The following is an 18310-nucleotide window of genomic DNA, read 5'->3' as shown; positions in this document are numbered from 1 at the left end:
CCGACTTGCGCCACGTGGCGCTCGACTTCACGCCGACTCGCGGTCATGCGGGGACGACCACGAACCACGGCTTGGTCCAGCCGGCCAGCCGGAACGTCGCGTCGAGGAACGCCTCCCGAGTGACGCTGAGGACCCGGCCGCTGCCCGGCTCGTAGCACTGGATCGCGGTGTCGGACGCGCCCACGGTGAGCACGACGTGGCGGGGGATCCAGCGGCTGCCGACGTACAGCGGCGACGGCGAGCCGGCCTCGACGGCGGCCACCAGGGCCTCCCAGGCGGGCTCGCGGCGCAGGATGGTCCGGAACCCCCATCGGCGTCCGGTCGACGCGGTGAGCTCGCCCGCGACGGCCCAGGGGGGCGTGCCGAGCGCGCGCGGCCAGGGCAGCTGCAGGCGTCCGGCCGCGGTGACGGCGCGGGTGGTGCGGCCGTGCGTGCCGAGGGCCTCGCTCCCGAAGCGCGACGCGTCTTCGGTGAGCCAGCGTGCGTAGTCCTCGTCTCGCAGGGCCCGCTCGACGACCAGCACGCTCGCGCCGCAGGAGCGCTGGTCGGGCTGGCGAGGGTGGGTCGCGAGCAGGCTGGTCGCCCAGGCACCGAACGGCGTGGCGCTCATGCCAGCCGGACGATCTCGGCGTACGCCGTCTCGGGGGTCGCGACCCGGCAGCCCAGCTCCTCGGCGTGCGCGACGACGCGGCGCTGGTCCCCCAGCAGCGACCACCCGCGCCGGAGCAGCACGAGCGGTGGCTTGCGGTGCTCGCGCAGGTCGCGGGTGAGGCGGCGCCAGAAGGTGATCATCGGGTGCTGGGTGATGCAGTACGCCGCCGCGACCAGCCCTCGCGCGCGCAGGGCGGGGACGACCTCCTGGGCGAAGATCCCCTCGGCCAGGAAGTACCGCGAGCCGTCGAGGTCGAGCACCTGCCAGCCGCAGCGGCCGTCCTGCGCGATCTCGTAGATCGGCACGTCGGCCTTTCCGTCACGGCACAAGGACTCCACCGCGGCCAGAGCGTCCTCGACGTTCCACGACGCCGGGTCGTCCCAGTCGGGGATGCCGGCGTTCTGGCCGTCGGTGATCCGGGGGAGCGACGGGTCGCTGCCGTCCTTGTAGAAGTCGTCCAGCCGAAGGACCGGCAGCCCCACCCGTTCGGCGAGTCGTGACTTGCCGGCGCCCGAGGGGCCCGCCAACACGATGACCTGTGCCCCGTTGTCGGACATGGTCCTGCGTCAGATGCCGATCGGGTGCCAGACCGTCTTGGTCTCGAGGTAGGCGGTCATGGCGGACAGGTCGGGCGCCTCGGTCCAGTCGGGCTCGACGGTCGGGGCGCGGTGTACGCGCTTGAGGTTCTCGGCGGCGGCCACCTCGTAGGCGGTGGCGTTGTCGGCGTCGCCGGCGGCGCCGACGAGGTTGATCGCGTTGACGTCCATGTGCGAGGCGAGCCACGGCGCGGGCGCCGTGTAGTCGCCGGTGAGCACGTTGACGACGCCGCCGGGCACGTCGCTGGTCGCGAGCACCTCGCTGAAGGTGATCGCGGGGAGCGGGCGCGCGTAGGACGACACCACGACCACGGTGTTGCCCGTGACGATGACCGGCGCGACGACCGACACCAGGCCGAGCAGGCTCGACTCCTGGGGTGCGAGCACGGCGACGACGCCGGTCGGCTCGGGCGTCGAGAGGTTGAAGAACGGCCCGGCGACCGGGTTGGCGCCGCCGACCACCTGGGTGATCTTGTCGGCCCAGCCGGCGTACCAGACGAGGCGGTCGATCGAGGCGTCAACGACGGCGTTCGCCCGCGCGGCGGTGAGGCCCTCCGACTGGCGGACCGCCTCGACGAACTGCGGGCGGCGGTCCTCCATCACCTCGGCGACGCGGTAGAGGACCTGGGCACGGTTGTACGCCGTCTTGCCCGACCAGCCCTTGAAGGCCCCCCGGGCCGCGAGCACGGCGTCCCGGGCGTCCTTGCGCGACGCCAGCGCGGCGTTCGCCACGAACTTGCCCTTCGCGTCGCTGACGACGTAGGAGTGGCCCGACTCAGACCGGGGGAACTGGCCGCCGATGTAGAGCTTGTAGGTCTTGCGGACGTCGACGCGGTCACTCATTTGAGCCCGCCTTCCTTGAGATAGGCCTCCAGTCCGTGGCGGCCGCCCTCGCGGCCGTAGCCCGACTCCTTGTAGCCGCCGAACGGGCTCGTCGGGTCGAACTTGTTGAACGTGTTGGCCCACACCACGCCGGCCCTGAGCTGGTTGGCCGTCCAGAGGATGCGCGAGCCCTTCTCGGTCCACACCCCCGCGGACAGGCCGTAGGGCGTGTTGTTGGCCTTCTCGACGGCCTCGTGCGGGGTGCGGAAGGTCAGCACCGACAGCACCGGCCCGAAGATCTCCTCACGCGCGATGCGGTGCGCCTGGCTGACGCCGGTGAAGACGGTCGGCGGGAACCAGAAGCCCTTGTCGGGCAGCTCGCACGGTGCCGACCAGCGCTCGGCGCCCTCCTGGTCGCCGATGCCGGCGAGCTCGCGGATCCGCTCGAGCTGCTCACGGCTGTTGATCGCGCCGACGTCGGTGTTCTTGTCGAGCGGGTCGCCGACGCGCAGCGTGGCCATCCGGCGCTTGAGCCGCTCGAGCAGCTCGTCGGCGATGGACTCCTGCACCAGCAGCCGCGAGCCCGCGCAGCAGACGTGGCCCTGGTTGAAGAAGATTCCGGTGACGATTCCCTCGACGGCCTGGTCGACCGCGGCGTCGTCGAAGACGATGTTGGCCGCCTTGCCGCCGAGCTCCAGGGTGACTTTCTTGTCGGTGCCCGCGACCGTCTTGGCGATCATGCGGCCGACGGCGGTGGAGCCGGTGAACGCGACCTTGTCGACGTCCGGGTGCTCGACCAGGGCCTGTCCGGTGGCGCCCGCGCCGGTGACGATGTTGACGACACCGGGCGGGAGGTCGGCCTGCTGGCAGATCTCGGCGAAGAGCAACGCCGTCAGGGGGGTGGTCTCGGCGGGCTTGAGCACGACGGTGTTGCCGGCGGCCAGCGCCGGGGCGATCTTCCACGCGAGCATGAGCAGCGGGAAGTTCCACGGGATGATCTGGCCGGCCACGCCCAACGGCTTCGGGTCGTTGCCGAACCCTGCGTACTCGAGCTTGTCGGCCCAGCCGGCGTAGTAGAAGAAGTGCGCCGCAACGATCGGGATGTCGACGTCGCGCGACTCCTTGATCGGCTTGCCGTTGTCGAGGGACTCCAGCACCGCGAGCTCGCGCCCGCGCTCCTGGATGATGCGCGCGATCCGGTAGAGGTACTTGGCGCGCTCCTTGCCCGGCATCCGGCTCCACACGCGGGTGTAGGCACGGCGCGCGGCCTTCACGGCGGCGTCGACGTCGGCGTCGCTGGCCTCGGCGACCTCGGCCAGCACCTCCTCGGTCGCCGGGCTGATCGTCTTGAAGCTGGTGCCGCTGCCGTCGACGAACTCGCCGTTGACGAAGAGTCCGTACGACGACTTGAGGTCGACGATGCCCCGCGACTCGGGGGCAGGTGCGTACTCGAAGGTCATCTCGCTCCTCAGTCGAGGGTGAAGTAGTCGGGCCCGGAGTAGCGGCCGTCGCGCATCTTGGTGCGCTGCATGAGCAGGTCGTTGAGCAGTGTCGACGCACCGAAGCGGAACCAGTCGGGGTCGAGCCAGTCGGGTCCGCACGTCTCGTTGACCATCACGAGGTACTTGATCGCGTCCTTGGTGGTCTTGATGCCTCCGGCGGGCTTCACCCCGACCATCTGGCCGGTCTGCTCGCGGAAGTCGCGCACCGCCTCCAGCATGATCAGCGTGACGGGCAGGGTCGCCGCCGGCTGCACCTTGCCTGTGCTGGTCTTGATGAAGTGGGCGCCGGCCATCATCGCGAGCCAGGAGGCGCGGCGTACGTTGTCGTAGGTCTGCAGCTCACCGGTCTCGAAGATGACCTTCAGGTGCGCGTCCTCGCCGTTCTTCCTGGCGCAGGCCTCGCGGACGGCGACGATCTCCTCGAAGACCTGGAGGTAGTGGCCCGAGAGGAACGCGCCGCGGTCGATCACCATGTCGATCTCGTCGGCGCCCGCCTCGACCGCGTCCTGGGTGTCGGCGAGCTTGATGTCCAGCGCCGCCCGGCCGGAGGGGAACGCCGTGGCGACGGCGGCGACGTGGACGCCGCTGCTGCCGAGCGTCGCCTTCGCGACGGGGACCATGTCGGGGTAGACGCAGACGGCAGCAGTCGGCGGGCAGGTCGGGTCGGCGGGGTCGGGGCGCATGGCCTTGTTGGCCAGCGCGCGGACCTTGCCCGCGGTGTCCTGGCCCTCGAGCGTGGTCAGGTCGACCATCCGGATCGCGAGGTCGATCGCGTAGTCCTTGGCGGTCGTCTTGATCGAGCGGGTTCCGAGCGCGGCCGCGCGCGCCTCACAGCCGACCTGGTCGACACCGGGAAGGCCATGGAGGAAGCGGCGCAGCGAGGCGTCGGACGAGGTGACATCGGAGAAGGCCGTGGATCCTGCGGCGCTCGGATGAACTGTCGTCGTCACCGACCCAGCATAGGGTTGTGAGGTGAGCACGCCTCAATCTGGAGCCGAGCAATCCGCCGAGGTCGAGCGGTTCCGTCCTACCAGCGGACGGTTCACCGGCATCGTGCTGCTCGTCTCCGCGTTCGCCGTCGCCTCGCTGTCGGTCGTCCAGCGCGAGCACGTCATCCCCGAGGTCGGGGCGGCTGCGTTGTTCCTCGGCGTGGTGGCCTGGGCGGTGACGCTGCGCCCGCGCATCTCGCTCGTGGGCGACCGGCTCGAGCTCCGCGGAGCTGTCGACACGGTCGCGATCCCGCTGGCCGGCATCGAGGAGCTCGCCGTGCGTCAGGTCCTCGCCGTGCGTGCGGGCGACAGGCGCTACGTCTCCTCAGCCCTCGGCCGGACCCGTCGCCAGCTGATGAAGGCGAAGGCCGGCGCGATCAGCCTGACCGCCAGCGACCCCGACACCGATCCGAACAGCCGGGTGGCCGCGCCCAACTATGCGCAGTACGTCGAGGATCGGATCCGGCACCGCGTCGACAGGGCGCGTGCTGCGGGCGGTCTCACACGGGGGTCCACCGAGCAGGTTGCGCTCGGCTCGCAGGTGGAGCGGTCGATGGCGTGGCCGGAGATCATCGGCCTGGCGGCCAGCGCGGCGCTGTTCGTAGCCCTCGTCGTGCTGTGACAGTTGATCTCATGAGGGTCGTCGCGCTGCGCCGCTATCCCGTGAAGTCGCTCGGCGGGGAGTCGTTGGGTTCGGTCTCCGTCGACGAGCGGGGCCTGGCCGGCGACCGTTGGTACGCCGTTGTCGACGGCGACGGTCGTTTCGCCTGCGGCAAGGACACGAGGCGCTTCCGCCGTCGCGACGCGGTGTTCTCGTACGCAGCGCACACGACGCCGTCGTCCGTCGTGGTCACGGGGCCCGGCGGGTCCTGGTCGGTCGGCGACCCCGCCCTCGACGCGCACCTGTCCGCTGCGTGCGACGCCGAGGTGGCGGTGCTTCCCGAGGGCGACGTGCCGCACTTCGACGCCGAGGCGGTCTCCCTGATCGGGACGGCCACCCTCGACTGGTGCCGTACCGAGCTCGGTGTGGATGCCGACGTACGACGCCTGCGCACCAACGTCGTCGTCGAGACCACCGAACCCTTCGTCGAGGAGACCTGGGTCGGCTCCGGGCTGACGATCGGCTCCGTCGGGCTCAGCGTCAGCGAGCGGGTCGAACGGTGCCGCACCATCAACCTGGCGCAGGACGGGGTGGCGACGACGACACCGTGGCTCAAGGCGCTCGGCGCCTCGCGCGACCTGTGCGTCGCCGTCTACGCCTCCGTTGTCGCCCCAGGCGTGCTGTCGGTGGGCGACGCGGTCGTCCTGGGCGGGTGACCTTGCAGGAGAACCACAGCGCTCGTCACAGCGTCGGCTACCGAGGCGCCCAGGCTTCCATCGCTCAGAAGGGCGGCAAACGTCAGGGTCGCAGGGCGATGAGGGCGCCGGGTCCGGTCCACTCGTAGCCGCCGTGGGGCAGGCGTGTGTAGCGCCAGAGTCCTGCGGTCTTGGCGCGGTGGTGTCGTCGGCAGAGGGCGGCGAGCTTGGAGGGGCTGGTTTGTCCGGGTGGGCCGTGGGGGTTGTAGGGCTCGATGTGGTCGAGGTCGCAGCGTCTGGCGTCGACTTGGCAGCCGGGGGGTCTCGACTTTTCGCTCGCAGGCTCGCTGCTCGACCATCGGTGGTCGAGCGCAGTCGAGACCGGTGGGTCGTGCCGGTCGACCGTCGGCTCTACCCACCGGTGGTCGAGCGCAGTCGAGACCGGTGGGTCGTGCCGGTCGACGGTGGGTTCGGGGTGGGCTGCTTGGCCGGTGTTCATCCAGATGACGGGTTGGATCTTCACGCGGGTGTGGCCGACCCAGTCGTGGAGCTTGGCGGTGGTGAGGGGGCCAAGCTTCTCGACCTCGCCGACGGCGACGGGTTCGTCGAGGAGGTCGGTCAGGTCGGCGTGCACGTAGAGCACCGTCTCGCTGGTGGTCGAGGTGGTCGCGCAGCGACTGTCAGGAGAGCCCGGCGGGGTGTCGACGAGTCCGCAGAGGGCTTCTGCTTTCCGGGCCCCGAGGGGCCGGTCGTCGCCGGCCTTCGCGGCCTCCTTGGCTTGTTGGCAGGCGTGTTGGTAGAGGCGGGTGAGTCCGAGGGTGTCGCCGGTGATGTGGAGCTCGCTGGTCCCGGCGTAGGCGGGGGTGTCGGGGGTGAACAAGGTGACCTCCCACCCGGCGGTCGCGGCTTCCTCGGTTTGAGCGTGCTGCTCGGGTTGGTGCTTGGCGATCACCATCGCGATGGCTTTGTCGATGGTGCGGGGTCCGGCGTGCTTGAGCCTGGGGGCGAGGCGTCGGTCGACCTCCGCGGCAGCTTCCCGGGAGAGGGCATTGGTGGCGGTGGCGACCCGGCGTGCTTTCCAGGCGGGGACCTTGAGGGTCTCGACCATGGCGTGGCACAGGGGGAGTCGGTGGCGTAGGTCGAGGGCGTCGGCGATCAGCTGCCGGGCGGAGGCGGGGCTGATCTCGAGGGTGACCGCGAGGGGTTCGGCGGCGAACGCCTCCACGCCGGGGCATCCGTCGCCGCCCAAGGATTCGTCGGTGAGCAGGAACGAGTCACCACCCCAGGTGGAGGTGCCGGTCTGGGTGGTGGCGGGGTGGGTGATCGCCCATTGGTAGGCCAGGGCGAGCTTGTCGGCCTCGGCCTGCCGCGACCTGCGGTCCACAGTGGCGAGGGCGTCGAGCAGCGCGGTGGGGCCGAGGTCGTCGAGACCCGGCTCGTGGTCGCGTGCTGCTGTCATGTCACCAATCCAAGCAGTGGCCACCGACAACGCCCCCCGGGTCGCAGGGTCTTGTTCCACAGGTGGGTTTGGAGGGTCCCGGGGACTTGTGACGGTCGCTGCGTCAGCTCCTCGACTGCCGGGTGGTGGTCTCGACTTTCCGCTCGCTTCGCTCGCTGCTCGACCACCGGGCGCGTGGCGCGACGTCCTCGACGACCGGGGCGCTGGGTGGCCTCCTCGACTGCCGGGTGGTGGTCTCGACTTTCCGCTCGCTTCGCTCGCTGCTCGACCACCGGGGCGCTGGGTGGCCTCCTCGACCACCGGTTCGCGCTGCGCGACTCGTGCGGCTAGCGCCCGAGGGCCACCTTCAGGTCGCCGGTGATCGCGTCGAGGCGGCCGGCGGCGGAGATGCGGGCGGCGTCGACGCCCCCGTCCTCTTCGGACACCGGGATGACGACCTCGAGGTAGGCCTTCAGCTTCGGCTCGGTGCCGGAGGGTCGGACGATCACGCGGGCATCGTCGGCGAGGTGGTAGCGGAGTCCGTCAGTGGGCGGCAACGACGGCGAGCCCAGCGACAGGTCGTCCACCGACAGCACGGAGAGACCGCCGAGCGACGACGGCGGGGAGGTGCGCAGCCGTGCCATCGCCGCGCCGATCTCCGAGAGGTCGGTGACCCGGACGGACAGCTGGTCCGTCGCGTGCAGGCCGTGCTCCCTCGCGAGGTCGTCGAGGAGATCGGTGAGCGAGCGCCCGGCAGCCTTGGCCGAGGCGGCCAGCTCGCAGATCAGCAGCAGCGCCGACACGCCGTCCTTGTCGCGCACGTGCTCGGGGTCGCAGCAGTAGCCCAGCGCCTCCTCGTAACCGAACGCCAGACCTTCCACGCGACCGATCCACTTGAAGCCGGTGAGGGTCTCCTCGTAGGGCTGCCCAGCCGCGGCCGCGATCTTGCCCAGCAGGGACGACGACACGATCGAGCACGCGAACACGCCGCGGCGGCCCCGCGCGACCAGGTGCGCACCGAGCAGTGCGCCGACCTCGTCGCCGCGCAGCATCCGCCACCCGTGGGGTCCGGGGACGGCGGCCGCGCACCGGTCGGCGTCGGGGTCGTTCGCGACGACCAGGTCCGCACCCTGCTCGGAGGCGAGCGTCATCGCGAGGTCCATCGCGCCGGCCTCCTCCGGGTTGGGGAAGGCGACGGTGGGGAAGTCGGGATCCGGCTCCTCCTGCTGGGGTACGACGGTGGGCGCGGCGAACCCGGCCGTCTCGAGCACCTGCAGCACCGACGTACCGCCGACGCCGTGCAGGGGGGTGTAGACGACGGACAGGTTCCGCGGACCGTCAGCGGCGAGGTCGGCGACGGTGTCGTAGTAGCGGTCGACGATCGCCTCGTCGAGGACCTTGCCCGGCCCACCGCGCGGGATCGACGACACGGACCCGACCGCCGCGATGTGGGCGGCGATCTCCGAGTCGGCGGGCGGCACGATCTGGCTGCCGTCTCCGAGGTAGACCTTGTAGCCGTTGTCCTCCGGCGGGTTGTGGCTCGCGGTCACCATGACGCCGGCCACGCAACCGAGCTCGCGGATCGCGTACGCGAGCAGGGGAGTCGGCAACGGGCGGGGCATCAGCTGGGCCTTGAAGCCGGCGCCGGTCATCACCTCGGCGGTGTCGGTGGCGAAGACGTCGGAGTTGTGGCGGGCGTCGTACCCGATGACCACGGGGCTGCCGGCGGGGGAGCCGATGTCGCGCAGGTACGCCGCCAGGCCGGCCGCGGCGCGCAGCACGACCACCCTGTTCATCCGGTTGGGACCCGCGCCGAGCGCCCCGCGGAGACCCGCCGTGCCGAACTCCAGCGTGCCGTGGAAGCGGTCGGCCAGGTCGGCGGCGGCGGGGCTGTCGGGAGGGCCTGCCTCGACGGCGGCGATGATCTCCTCGAGCTGCGCGCGCGTCGCGTCGTCCGGGTCGTCCTGGGCCCACGCCCGGGCCTCCTCGAGCAGCCCGGCGGTCGTCTGCTGGTCCATCCGCGCACCGTACCGTGAGCACGTGCGTGCCTCCTTGACCGCCAGGACGGCGGCCTACACCTTCAGGGAGCGGTGGCACCTCGCGGCGACGCCAGAGGCCGTCCATGCGTTGCTGGTCGACCTCGAGCTCTACCCGGACTGGTGGCCGCAGGTGCTCGCCGTCGCCAAGCTCGGCGACGACGACGCGAGGGTGCTGTGCCGGTCGGTGCTGCCCTACACCCTCGACCTGGTCCTGCACGCCGAGTCGCGCTCGGCCGATCTGCTCGAGACCTCCGTCAGCGGCGACCTGGAGGGTGTCGTGCGGTTCCAGCTCGCACCCGAGGGCGCTGGCACGCGCGTCGACTTCGAGCAGGACGTCGTCGTCCGCGGCTGGCTCGCTGCGGCGACGCGGTGGGTGCGTCCGGTGCTCGCCTGGAACCACCAGCGGATGATGGCGGGCTGTCGGGAGGGACTGGCCCGGCGCCTTCGCGAGGCCTAACGATCGAGCGCGGGCCGCTCGAACCGCGGGCCGGCGTAGGGGCCGCCGACGTGCTCGGCATCCGCACCGTCGTGCTCCGAGGGCTGCACCTGCGTGGCGAACTCCTCGGCGTCGTCCTGCGGGTCGTAGCCGAGCGCGTGACCTGGCTCGAGGTCCCACCAGGCGCGGGTGTTGGCGGAGATGCCGTAGAGGATCGCGAAGCCTGGAGCCGGGGTCGTCAGGGCGGCCTCGACCATGCGCACGGAGTCGTCCGGGGACAGCCACGTCGAGAGCGCGCGGACGTTCTCGGGGTACTCCGTGAAAGACCCGATCCGGCACGAGACAGCGTCGATGCCGTGCCGGTCGACGTGCAGCCGGAGCAACGCCTCGGCGGCCACCTTCGCGACGCCGTAGGACGTGTCGGGACGCGGCGGCGTGTCGACACCGATGAGCTGGTCGGGATCGGTCGGACGCGGGGTGCGGCCGACAGCGTGGTTGGACGAGGCGTAGACGATCCGGCCGACGTCGTGGGCGACCATCGCGTCCAGCAGGGCGCCGGTGGTGACCACGTGGCTGGTGAGCGCGTCGGGAAGCGACGACTCGGTGGGGATGCCGGCGAGGTGGACCACGCCGTCGATCGGCCCGGCCTCGGCGAAGACGGCCATCACCGCGTCGATGTCGGCGCAGTCGCCGGTGTGCCAGGGGCCGTCGTACCCGTCAGGAGCGGGGAGGACGTCGAAGCCGACGACCTCGTGGCCGCGGTCGGTGAGGCCGGTCGCGACCACGCGACCGATGCTGCCGGCAGCGCCGGTGACCAGGACCCGCATCGCCTAGATCCTCGGGACGATCTTGGTCAGCAGCTCACCCATCCGGGTCGCGGCGGACTTGCCGGCCTCCAGGACCTCCTCGTGGTTGAGCGGCTCGCCCGACATGCCCGCGGCGAGGTTGGTGACCAGGCTGATGCCGAGGATCTCCATGCCGGCCTCGCGGGCCGCGATCGCCTCGAGCGTCGTGCTCATGCCGGCCAGGTCGCCGCCGATCGCGGCGACCATGCGGATCTCGGCGGGCGTCTCGTAGTGGGGGCCGGGGAACTGGACGTAGACGCCCTCCTCCAGGCTCGGCTCGACCTCACGGCACATCGCGCGCAGGCGGCTGGAGTAGAGGTCGGTCAGGTCGACGAAGTGGGCACCCTCGATCGGCGAGCGGCCCGTCAGGTTGATGTGGTCGGAGATCAGCACCGGCGTGCCGGGCGTCCAGTGGGACTTGAGGCCGCCGCAGCCGTTGGTCAGCACGATGGCCCGGCAGCCGGCCTTCGCCGCCGTGCGGACGCCGTGCACGACCGCGGCCACACCCTTGCCCTCGTAGTAGTGGGTGCGGCTCAGGAAGACCAGCAGGTTGCGGTCTCCCGAGCGGACGCTGCGGATCTTGCCCGAGTGGCCGACGACCGCCGCCGCCGAGAAGCCCGGCAGGTCGGTCGTGTTGATCTCGGCCGTCGCCTCGCCGAGCGCGTCGACGGCGGGCAGCCAGCCCGATCCGAGGACCAGGGCGATGTCGTGCTGCTCGACGCCGGTGAGCTCGGCGAGGCGGGTGGCGGCCTCTCCGGCCAGCTCGTACGGGGTGGGCATCCCCGCAGGTTAGTAGGCGATCGGTGGTCGAGCGCAGTCGAGACCTCGGTCGTGTGGTCTCGACTGATCGCTCGCTTCGCTCGCTGCTCGACCACCGGTGCGCTGTTCGATCACCGGTGCGGTGTTCGACCGCCGGTGCGCTGTTCGACCGCCGGTGGTCTGCTCGACCGCCGGTGGTCTGCTCGACTGCCGGGGGTCGAGCGCAGTCGAGACCTCGGTCGTGTGGTCTCGACTGATCGCTCGCTTCGCTCGCTGCTCGACCACCGGTGCGCTGCTCGACCGCCGGTGCGCTGTTCGACCGCCGGTGCGCTGTTCGACCGCCGGTGGTCGAGCGGAGTCGAGACCTCGGTCGTGTGGTCTCGACTGATCGCTCGCTTCGCTCGCTGCTCGACCACCGGTGCGCTGCTCGACCGCCGGTGCGCTGTTCGACCGCCGGTGGTCTGCTCGACTGCCGGTGGTCGAGCGGAGTCGAGACCTCGGTCGTGTGGTCTCGACTGGTCGCTCGCTTCGCTCGCTGCTCGACCACCGGTGCGCTGCTCGACTCAGGATGCCTCGGCCTTCTCGTAGATCGAGATCTTGTGGTCGATCGCGCGCAGGTGCTGGGTGACGGCGTCGAGGTCCGCCTGGACGCGCTCGCGGTGGGCGCGAAGGAGGTCGAGCCGCTCGGTCTAGCGCCGGTGCCCGCTCGCCGACCGGTCCACGGCCAGCATCAGCCCGTCGCGCTCGTAATAACGCAGGGGGTGAGCGGTGAGCCCGGTCCGCTCGGCGGTCTCGGCGATGGTGAATCCGGACTGGGACGAGAGGGCATTTATGCAGGCAGTGTCAGCCTTCGAGTGTGCTCGAAGTCAAGGCCGCGGGATGCGGTAGCGCACGTGGGTGGCGTACGGCGACGCCAGCACCTCGACCGGCTCCCAGCCGAGGTCGACCGCGCCGGCGGGGAATATCCGCTCTCCGGCACCCAGGGTCACCGGCGCGATGTCCAGGGTCACCTCGTCGACCTCGCCCGCCTCCAGCGCCTGCCGGACCGTCGAGGCGCCGCCTGCGATGTGCACGTCGCCGTCGCCCAGCTCGCGTGCTCGGCTCAGTCCGGACTCGAAGCCGTCCGTCACGAAGTGGAACGTCGTGCCGCCGGCCATCTCGACCGGCTCCCTCTCGTGGTGGGTGAGCACCACGACGGGAGCGTGATAGGGCGGGTCCTCGCCCCACCACCCGTTCCAGGTGAGGCCGTCTGCACCCCACTCACCACGGATCGGACCGAACATGTTGCGCCCCATCAGGACGGCACCCCGGGGCCGCAGCAGCTTGCGGGTCATCTCGGCATCCACCGGGTGCTGCTCGGAGACGTCCGCCAGGTGCCACGTGTGCAGCCTGAGACCACCGACCCCGAGCGGGTTGTCGATGCTCTGGTCGGGACCGGCGATGAAGCCGTCGAGGGACATGGACACGTGCGCGGTCGTCAGGCTCATGTTCTCGTGGACTCCTTGTCGGGGGCGTTCTCATCGGGGTCCGGGGGTTTCGTGACCGCCGTGACCGACCTCCTCGACCACCGGGGGACGTCAGAGGCCGGTGCTGCGGCAGGGGCGGCGGCGCAGCCTCGCGACGTAGTCGTCGGGGGCGTCGGCGGCCTCGGCGGCGTCGGCGAGGACGCCGAGGTACGACGCCGAGGGGAGGCCCCCCTCGTAGGCGTCGAGGACGTAGGCCCAGGCGACGACCTGGCCGTTGAGGGTGTCCACGCGCACCTTGGTCTTGCGGAACAGGCCGGTGTCGGCGGACTCCCACTCGTCGAGCTGGGCCTCGTCGGGGCGGGTGACGTCGTACACCGCCACGAAGACCTGGTCGAGCGGGTCCTCGACGATGGTCGCCATCGCACCGTCCCAGCCGAGGTCCTCGCCGCCGAAGGTGAGCCGCCAGCCGCGCAGCCAGCCCGTCGCCTGGAAGGGGGAGTGCGGACACCGCTCACGCATCCGCGCGGGATCGAGATTGGTCCCGTAGGCGGCGTAGAGCGTCACGAGGGCCAAGGCTAACGCCAGTCGAGCCCGCACTAGGCTGAGTCCCGTGAGCGACTTCGATGTCCTGGTCCTCGGCGCCGGCCCCGGTGGGTACGTCGCCGCCATTCGCGCAGCGCAGCTCGGCAAGTCCGTGGCGGTGGTGGAGGAGAAGTACTGGGGCGGGGTCTGCCTCAACGTCGGCTGCATCCCCTCGAAGGCGCTGCTCAGGAACGCCGAGCTTGCGCACACGCTGACCCACGAGAAGGAGAAGTTCGGCATCGAGGGCGAGGCCCGGATGTCGTTCGGCCCGACCCACGCGCGGTCGCGCCAGGTGAGCGCCGGCATCGTCAAAGGCGTCCACTTCCTGATGAAGAAGAACAAGATCACCGAGATCCACGGCTGGGGGACGCTCACCGGACCGAAGTCCATCGACGTCAAGGACGCCGAGGGAAACACCAAGACCTACACCTGCGACAACCTCATCATCGCGACCGGCGCCACGACCCGGCTGATCCCGGGCACGGCGCTCAGTGACCGCGTGGTGACCTATGAGGAGCAGATCCTCGACGACCAGCTGCCCGGGTCGATCATCATCGCCGGCTCCGGCGCGATCGGCGTCGAGTTCGCCTACGTCATGAAGAACTTCGGCGTCGACGTCACGATCGTGGAGTTCCTCGACCGGATGGTCCCGACCGAGGACGCCGACGTGTCCAAGGAGCTCCTCAAGCACTACAAGAAGCTCGGCGTCAACGTGCTCCTCTCCACCAAGGTCCTGGGGATCGACGACTCGGGCGACCCTGGCAGCAAGGTCAAGGTCACCGTCGACCGCGACGGCCAGGAGCAGGTGCTCGAGGCCGACAAGGTGCTGCAGGCCATCGGCTTCGCCCCGCGCGTCCAGGGCTACGGTCTCGACGCGACCGGGGTGAAGGTCTCCGAGCGGGGGGCGATCGAGATCGACGGGCGTGGGCGCACCAACGTCGACGGCGTCTACGCGATCGGCGACGTCACCGGCAAGTTCATGCTCGCCCACGTCGCCGAGGCGATGGGCATCGTCGCCGCCGAGACCATCGCCGGCGCGGAGACGATGGAGATCGACTTCGACATGGTCCCGCGGGCGACGTACTGCCAGCCCCAGATCGGCTCCTTCGGCTACAGCGAGGCGCAGGCCAAGGAGAAGGGGTACGACGTCAAGACGGCCTCCTTCCCCTTCTCGGCCAACGGCAAGGCGATGGGCCTCGGTGAGCCGGTCGGCTTCGTCAAGGTCGTCGCGGACGCCGAGCACAACGAGATCCTGGGCGCCCATATGATCGGCCCGGACGTCACCGAGCTGCTGCCCGTGCTGACCCTGGCGCAGCGGTGGGACCTGACCGCGGACGAGGTGGCGCGCAACGTGTTCGCCCACCCGACCCTGACCGAGTCGGTGAAGGAAGCCGTGCACGGCATCGCCGGACACATGATCAACCTCTAAGCGCTCTGAAGGGGGTCTCATGACCCGGGTCGTCATCATCGGAGGTGGCCCCGGCGGCTACGAGGCCGCCCTGGTGGCTCGCCAGCTCGGTGCCGACGTCACGCTGGTCAGCTCCAGCCGGCTCGGCGGCTCGGCCGTCCTGACCGACTGCGTGCCGAGCAAGACGCTGATCGCCACCGCGGAGCTGATGACCGACCTCCAGGGGGCGTCCGAGCTGGGCGTCAACTTCCGCGACCACGAGGGCGACGTCGCCACCACGGTCAGCGTCGACCTGGAGCGGATCAACCGTCGGGTGCTCAAGCTCGCGATGCAGCAGTCGGCCGACATCTCCGGGCACCTCGACCGCGACGGTGTCGAGGGTGTGCACGGGCGTGGTCGTCTCGACGGTCCCGAACGCGTCATCGTGGAGACCGGTTCGGGCGAGGTGTCCATCGACGCCGACGCCATCCTGATCGCCACCGGCGCGGCACCCCGCACGCTGCCGACGGCCGTGCCCGACGGCGAGCGCATCCTGACCTGGGAGCAGGTCTACGACATCACCGAGGTGCCGGAGAAGCTGGTCGTCGTCGGTTCGGGTGTCACAGGCGCTGAGTTCGCGTCGGCGTACCTCTCCCTCGGCGTCGACGTCACCCTGGTGTCCTCCCGCGACCGCGTGCTGCCCGGTGAGGACGCCGACGCTGCCGCAGTCCTCGAGGACGTGCTCACCCGGCGCGGCATGAAGGTCCTGTCCAAGTCGCGGATGCAGTCGGTCGAGCGGCACGGCGACAAGGTGACGGTGACGCTCACCGACGGCCGCACGGTCGAGGCGACGCACTGCATCCTGGCGCTCGGGTCCGTGCCCAATGCCCAGGGTCTCGGACTGGAGGAGGCCGGAGTGGCTCTCGGCGACGGTGGGTTCATCACCGTCGACCGGGTTTCCCGCACCTCGGCGCGCGGGGTGTACGCCGCCGGCGACTGCACCGGCGTGCTGATGCTCGCCTCGGTCGCGGCGATGCAGGGGCGGATCGCGATGTGGCACGCGCTCGGCGACGCCGTACGCCCGCTGGACCTGAAGAAGGTGTCCTCCAACGTCTTCACCGCGCCCGAGATCGCCACCGTGGGCTGCTCCCAGCAGGCCGTCGACGCCGGTGAGATCCAGGCCGAGTCGATCACGTTGCCGCTGGCCAGCAACCCCCGCGCCAAGATGCAGGGCGTCCACGACGGCTTCGTGAAGCTCTTCTGCCGCCCGGTGACGGGAGTCGTCATCGGTGGCGTGGTCGTCGCGCCACGGGCCTCGGAGCTCATCCACGCCGTCTCGGTGGCCGTGGGGGAGTCACTGACCGCCGACCAGCTCTCTCACGCGTTCACGGTCTATCCGTCGATGAGCGGCTCGATCGCCGAGGCGGCGCGACAATTGCACTACGTGCAGAAGTAGCCCGCCGGTCAGATCCAGCCGCCCAGCCCGTTGGTGCCGCTGAGGCCGGAGCGGGTCGCGGCCTCAGCGGCGTGGGCGGAGCTGTGCCAGGCGTGACCGTCCTTGACGTGCGCCGAGTAGCCGGCCATCCGCTTCTCGCGCACGCTTCCCGGCCCCACCTCCCACCAGGCGACGTAGCGATCGCCGACGCGCACCACACGCTGGTCGACCGGCTCGCCCGCCTCCAGCCGACGAGCACATGAGTTGCAGACCTCGATCGAGCGCTCGACGCCGCCCTCGGGCGTCCAGGCGACGTCCGTCATGGCGGGTCCGTGCTGGGGGTTGAAGAAGCAGTCGTCGCGCCGGACCGGCAACGGCTCACCGGCGCGGAGCGCGACCAGGCACGCGCGCTGGAATCGGGCCTCGACGAGCAGCGACGCGACCCGGTCGAGCGCGGCCAGGTCGTCGGCAGCGTCCAGGGTCTCCTGGGCGCGCTCGTAGCCGTCGAGCGCCTGGTGCCAGTGCGGAGCCGTGGTCTCCGAGCTCGCCACGCCGTCGTCCAGCGCGGCCAGGCTCTCGCCGAGGGCGACGACGTCCTCCGTCGCAACCTTGCGCGCCCAGCGGAACTGCGCGCGCTCCACGAGCTCGGCCTCGCGGCGGTTGCTGCGCCACCGGAGGATCCCCATGCCGAAGTGTCGCCGACGGGCGCAAGGGAGCGTGTGAATGACACACTCGTAGTTCACGACAACCTGTTGTCGGGCCTTCGAGGCGCATGGTGCCATGGCGGGAACCCCATCCGTCACAGCCGTCACGAGAGCCCCTTCCATGCCTCCTCGCGCCCGTCGCGCACCCGTGCTCCCGGCGCTCGGGCTCACCCTGGGGCTCACCCTGGGGCTCACCCTGGGGCTGGTCGTCAGCGCCGTGCCCGCCGACGCGACAGCGCGCCAGGACCAGTGGAGCGTGCCCGTGCAGGCGACCATCACGCTGACCGGGCACGGCTACGGCCACGGGCACGGCATGTCGCAGTACGGCGCCGAGGGCGCCGCCCGCCAAGGCCTGACCGCGCAGCAGATCGTGGCGTTCTACTACCCGGGCTCGACCGCGGGCACCACCGGCGGGCAGGTGTCCGTGCAGATCTCCGCGGACACCACCGACGACCTCGAGGTGCTGGCCCGCCGTGGCCTGAGCCTGCGCGACCTGAGCTCCCGCGAGAAGGTCCTGCTGCGGGAAGGTCCGAGCCGCTGGCGGCTCGTCACGAGCAACCGCAACGTGACCAGGCTCGAGGCGCTCTCGGGGGGCGTGTGGACCAAGGAGCGCCGGCTCTCCGGCGAGGGCCAGTTCAGCGCGAAGGGCCCGATCACCCTGGTCACGCCGTCCGGCAATCGCGCCTACCGCGGGCGACTGCGCGCGGCCGTCGTCAAGCCCGGCAGCCCCGCTCGCGACACGGTCAACGTGCTGAGCCTGGAGAAGTACCTGCGCGGCGTCGTGCCCCGCGAGATGCCGCCCTCGTGGAGCCCCGAGGCCGTGCGCGCCCAGGCGATCGCGGCGCGCACCTACGCGGCGTACGAGCGCGCGCACCCGCGGGCGGGGCACTACCAGATCTGCGACACGACCTCCTGCCAGGTGTACGGCGGCGTCGGCTCCGAGGTCACGGCTGCGACCGAGGCGCTGCAGGCGACCCGCGGGCAGGTCCTCGTCGACTCGACGGGAGAGCCCGCCTTCACCCAGTTCTCGTCCAGCAGCGGTGGCTGGTCGGCCGCGGGCAGTGTGCCCTACCTCGCCTCGCAGGCGGACCCCTACGACGGGTGGGACGGCAACCCGAACCACGACTGGACCCGCACCCTGCGCGACGACGCGATCGAGCGCGGCTGGCCGTCGATCGGGGACCTGCAGGAGATCCGCGTGGCCGGCCGGGACGGCGGCGGCGACTGGGGCGGCCGGGTCACGTCCTTGCGGCTGGTCGGCTCGCAGCGCAGCCTCACCGTGTCCGGTGACACGGTCCGAGCGGTCCTCGGTCTGCGCTCGACGTACTTCACCTTCGCGGTGGCTCCGGGCCGTTGAACCAG

General features: G+C 71.0%; 19 protein-coding genes. 6 read left to right on the top strand and 13 right to left on the bottom strand.

The window, feature by feature from the left end; genetic code table 11:
- Positions 1-43: 43 nt before the first annotated feature.
- From ABD295_RS14545 to deoC, 5 genes are read right to left on the bottom strand one after another with little or no spacing between them, the layout of a single operon-like run.
- Positions 44-610 (bottom strand): hypothetical protein, encoded by a 567-nt coding sequence (locus tag ABD295_RS14545; protein WP_344304495.1) that lies wholly within the window; start codon positions 608-610, stop codon positions 44-46.
- The gene (locus tag ABD295_RS14540) at positions 607-1209 is read right to left on the bottom strand and encodes an ATP-binding protein (RefSeq protein ID WP_344304494.1); all 603 of its coding nucleotides are present in this window, start codon (positions 1207-1209) and stop codon (positions 607-609) included. Before ABD295_RS14540 ends, ABD295_RS14545 begins: the two co-directional genes overlap by 4 nt.
- A 9-nt stretch (positions 1210-1218) precedes the next feature.
- A complete protein-coding gene (locus tag ABD295_RS14535) occupies positions 1219-2091 on the bottom strand; it encodes an aldehyde dehydrogenase family protein (protein ID WP_344304493.1) in 873 nt (290 codons plus the stop codon).
- On the bottom strand, positions 2088-3530 hold the full coding sequence (locus tag ABD295_RS14530) for an aldehyde dehydrogenase family protein (RefSeq protein WP_344304492.1): 1443 nt from the start codon (positions 3528-3530) through the stop codon (positions 2088-2090). The genes ABD295_RS14535 and ABD295_RS14530 overlap by 4 nt, the downstream gene beginning before the upstream one ends.
- Before the next feature lie 8 nt (positions 3531-3538).
- Positions 3539-4522, bottom strand: a complete 984-nt coding sequence (gene deoC, locus ABD295_RS14525) for a deoxyribose-phosphate aldolase (protein WP_344304491.1) — start codon at positions 4520-4522, stop codon at positions 3539-3541.
- Between the two features lie 22 nt (positions 4523-4544).
- Here deoC and ABD295_RS14520 point away from each other — a divergent pair, with 22 nt between their 5' ends.
- Both ABD295_RS14520 and ABD295_RS14515 read left to right on the top strand, forming a co-directional pair.
- The gene (locus tag ABD295_RS14520) at positions 4545-5183 is read left to right on the top strand and encodes a hypothetical protein (RefSeq protein WP_344304489.1); all 639 of its coding nucleotides are present in this window, start codon (positions 4545-4547) and stop codon (positions 5181-5183) included.
- Positions 5184-5194: 11 nt separating this feature from the next.
- Positions 5195-5878 (top strand): MOSC domain-containing protein, encoded by a 684-nt coding sequence (locus ABD295_RS14515; RefSeq protein WP_344304488.1) that lies wholly within the window; start codon positions 5195-5197, stop codon positions 5876-5878.
- Between the two features lie 82 nt (positions 5879-5960).
- On the opposite strand, the gene ABD295_RS14510 is transcribed toward ABD295_RS14515, so the two are convergent.
- Both ABD295_RS14510 and ABD295_RS14505 read right to left on the bottom strand, forming a co-directional pair.
- Complete coding sequence (locus ABD295_RS14510) at positions 5961-7316, bottom strand: HNH endonuclease signature motif containing protein (protein WP_344304487.1); 1356 nt, start codon at positions 7314-7316, stop codon at positions 5961-5963.
- Between the two features lie 326 nt (positions 7317-7642).
- On the bottom strand, positions 7643-9313 hold the full coding sequence (locus ABD295_RS14505) for a phospho-sugar mutase (protein WP_344304485.1): 1671 nt from the start codon (positions 9311-9313) through the stop codon (positions 7643-7645).
- Between the two features lie 22 nt (positions 9314-9335).
- Between ABD295_RS14505 and ABD295_RS14500 the strand changes: the two genes are divergently transcribed.
- Positions 9336-9791: an SRPBCC family protein gene (locus tag ABD295_RS14500; protein WP_344304484.1), complete on the top strand. Its 456-nt coding sequence runs from the start codon at positions 9336-9338 to the stop codon at positions 9789-9791.
- On the opposite strand, the gene ABD295_RS14495 is transcribed toward ABD295_RS14500, so the two are convergent.
- The 5 genes from ABD295_RS14495 to ABD295_RS14480 form a co-directional block, all read right to left on the bottom strand.
- Positions 9788-10597 carry an NAD-dependent epimerase/dehydratase family protein gene (locus ABD295_RS14495; RefSeq protein ID WP_344304483.1) on the bottom strand — a complete coding sequence of 270 codons (810 nt, stop codon included), beginning with the start codon at positions 10595-10597 and terminating at the stop codon, positions 9788-9790. The two genes, ABD295_RS14500 and ABD295_RS14495, sit on opposite strands and share 4 nt — an antisense overlap.
- Before the next feature lie 3 nt (positions 10598-10600).
- Positions 10601-11395 carry a purine-nucleoside phosphorylase gene (locus ABD295_RS14490; protein ID WP_344304482.1) on the bottom strand — a complete coding sequence of 265 codons (795 nt, stop codon included), beginning with the start codon at positions 11393-11395 and terminating at the stop codon, positions 10601-10603.
- 668 nt (positions 11396-12063) lie between these two features.
- A complete protein-coding gene (locus ABD295_RS21230; RefSeq protein WP_425574134.1) occupies positions 12064-12174 on the bottom strand; it encodes a MerR family DNA-binding transcriptional regulator in 111 nt (36 codons plus the stop codon).
- 66 nt (positions 12175-12240) lie between these two features.
- Complete coding sequence (locus ABD295_RS14485) at positions 12241-12861, bottom strand: dihydrofolate reductase family protein (RefSeq protein ID WP_344304481.1); 621 nt, start codon at positions 12859-12861, stop codon at positions 12241-12243.
- A 90-nt stretch (positions 12862-12951) separates the two neighbouring features.
- Entirely contained in the window at positions 12952-13404 is a 453-nt protein-coding gene (locus tag ABD295_RS14480) for a gamma-glutamylcyclotransferase family protein (protein ID WP_344304480.1), read from the bottom strand.
- A gap of 46 nt (positions 13405-13450) precedes the next feature.
- Between ABD295_RS14480 and lpdA the strand changes: the two genes are divergently transcribed.
- Both lpdA and ABD295_RS14470 read left to right on the top strand, forming a co-directional pair.
- Positions 13451-14851: a dihydrolipoyl dehydrogenase gene (gene lpdA / locus ABD295_RS14475; RefSeq protein WP_344304479.1), complete on the top strand. Its 1401-nt coding sequence runs from the start codon at positions 13451-13453 to the stop codon at positions 14849-14851.
- A gap of 19 nt (positions 14852-14870) precedes the next feature.
- Positions 14871-16265 carry an NAD(P)H-quinone dehydrogenase gene (locus tag ABD295_RS14470; protein WP_344304478.1) on the top strand — a complete coding sequence of 465 codons (1395 nt, stop codon included), beginning with the start codon at positions 14871-14873 and terminating at the stop codon, positions 16263-16265.
- Between the two features lie 8 nt (positions 16266-16273).
- On the opposite strand, the gene ABD295_RS14465 is transcribed toward ABD295_RS14470, so the two are convergent.
- On the bottom strand, positions 16274-16930 hold the full coding sequence (locus tag ABD295_RS14465) for a hypothetical protein (protein WP_344304477.1): 657 nt from the start codon (positions 16928-16930) through the stop codon (positions 16274-16276).
- Between the two features lie 139 nt (positions 16931-17069).
- On the opposite strand from ABD295_RS14465, the gene ABD295_RS14460 reads away from it, so the two are divergent.
- Positions 17070-18305 (top strand): SpoIID/LytB domain-containing protein, encoded by a 1236-nt coding sequence (locus ABD295_RS14460; RefSeq protein ID WP_344304476.1) that lies wholly within the window; start codon positions 17070-17072, stop codon positions 18303-18305.
- The last annotated feature ends 5 nt before the right edge of the window (positions 18306-18310 follow it).

The organism is Nocardioides bigeumensis (assembly GCF_039531755.1).
Classification (GTDB): Bacteria; Actinomycetota; Actinomycetes; order Propionibacteriales; family Nocardioidaceae; genus Nocardioides; species Nocardioides bigeumensis.
Note: the sequence above shows the minus strand (reverse complement) of the source record. Positions and strands in the feature narration are given on the sequence as shown.

Bases quoted from the DNA above. Each gene is read 5' to 3' on its own strand.
- ABD295_RS14530 (WP_344304492.1), bottom strand. From the start codon at position 3,530: ATGACCTTCGAGTACGCACCTGCCCCCGAGTCGCGGGGCATCGTCGAC.
- ABD295_RS14505 (WP_344304485.1), bottom strand. From the start codon at position 9,313: ATGGACCAGCAGACGACCGCCGGGCTGCTCGAGGAGGCCCGGGCGTGG.
- ABD295_RS14540 (WP_344304494.1), bottom strand. From the start codon at position 1,209: ATGTCCGACAACGGGGCACAGGTCATCGTGTTGGCGGGCCCCTCGGGC.
- ABD295_RS14490 (WP_344304482.1), bottom strand. From the start codon at position 11,395: ATGCCCACCCCGTACGAGCTGGCCGGAGAGGCCGCCACCCGCCTCGCC.
- ABD295_RS14495 (WP_344304483.1), bottom strand. From the start codon at position 10,597: ATGCGGGTCCTGGTCACCGGCGCTGCCGGCAGCATCGGTCGCGTGGTC.
- ABD295_RS14535 (WP_344304493.1), bottom strand. From the start codon at position 2,091: ATGAGTGACCGCGTCGACGTCCGCAAGACCTACAAGCTCTACATCGGC.
- ABD295_RS14545 (WP_344304495.1), bottom strand. From the start codon at position 610: ATGAGCGCCACGCCGTTCGGTGCCTGGGCGACCAGCCTGCTCGCGACC.
- ABD295_RS14515 (WP_344304488.1), top strand. From the start codon at position 5,195: ATGAGGGTCGTCGCGCTGCGCCGCTATCCCGTGAAGTCGCTCGGCGGG.
- ABD295_RS14460 (WP_344304476.1), top strand. From the start codon at position 17,070: ATGCCTCCTCGCGCCCGTCGCGCACCCGTGCTCCCGGCGCTCGGGCTC.
- ABD295_RS14465 (WP_344304477.1), bottom strand. From the start codon at position 16,930: ATGGGGATCCTCCGGTGGCGCAGCAACCGCCGCGAGGCCGAGCTCGTG.
- ABD295_RS14470 (WP_344304478.1), top strand. From the start codon at position 14,871: ATGACCCGGGTCGTCATCATCGGAGGTGGCCCCGGCGGCTACGAGGCC.
- ABD295_RS14510 (WP_344304487.1), bottom strand. From the start codon at position 7,316: ATGACAGCAGCACGCGACCACGAGCCGGGTCTCGACGACCTCGGCCCC.
- ABD295_RS14485 (WP_344304481.1), bottom strand. From the start codon at position 12,861: ATGAGCCTGACGACCGCGCACGTGTCCATGTCCCTCGACGGCTTCATC.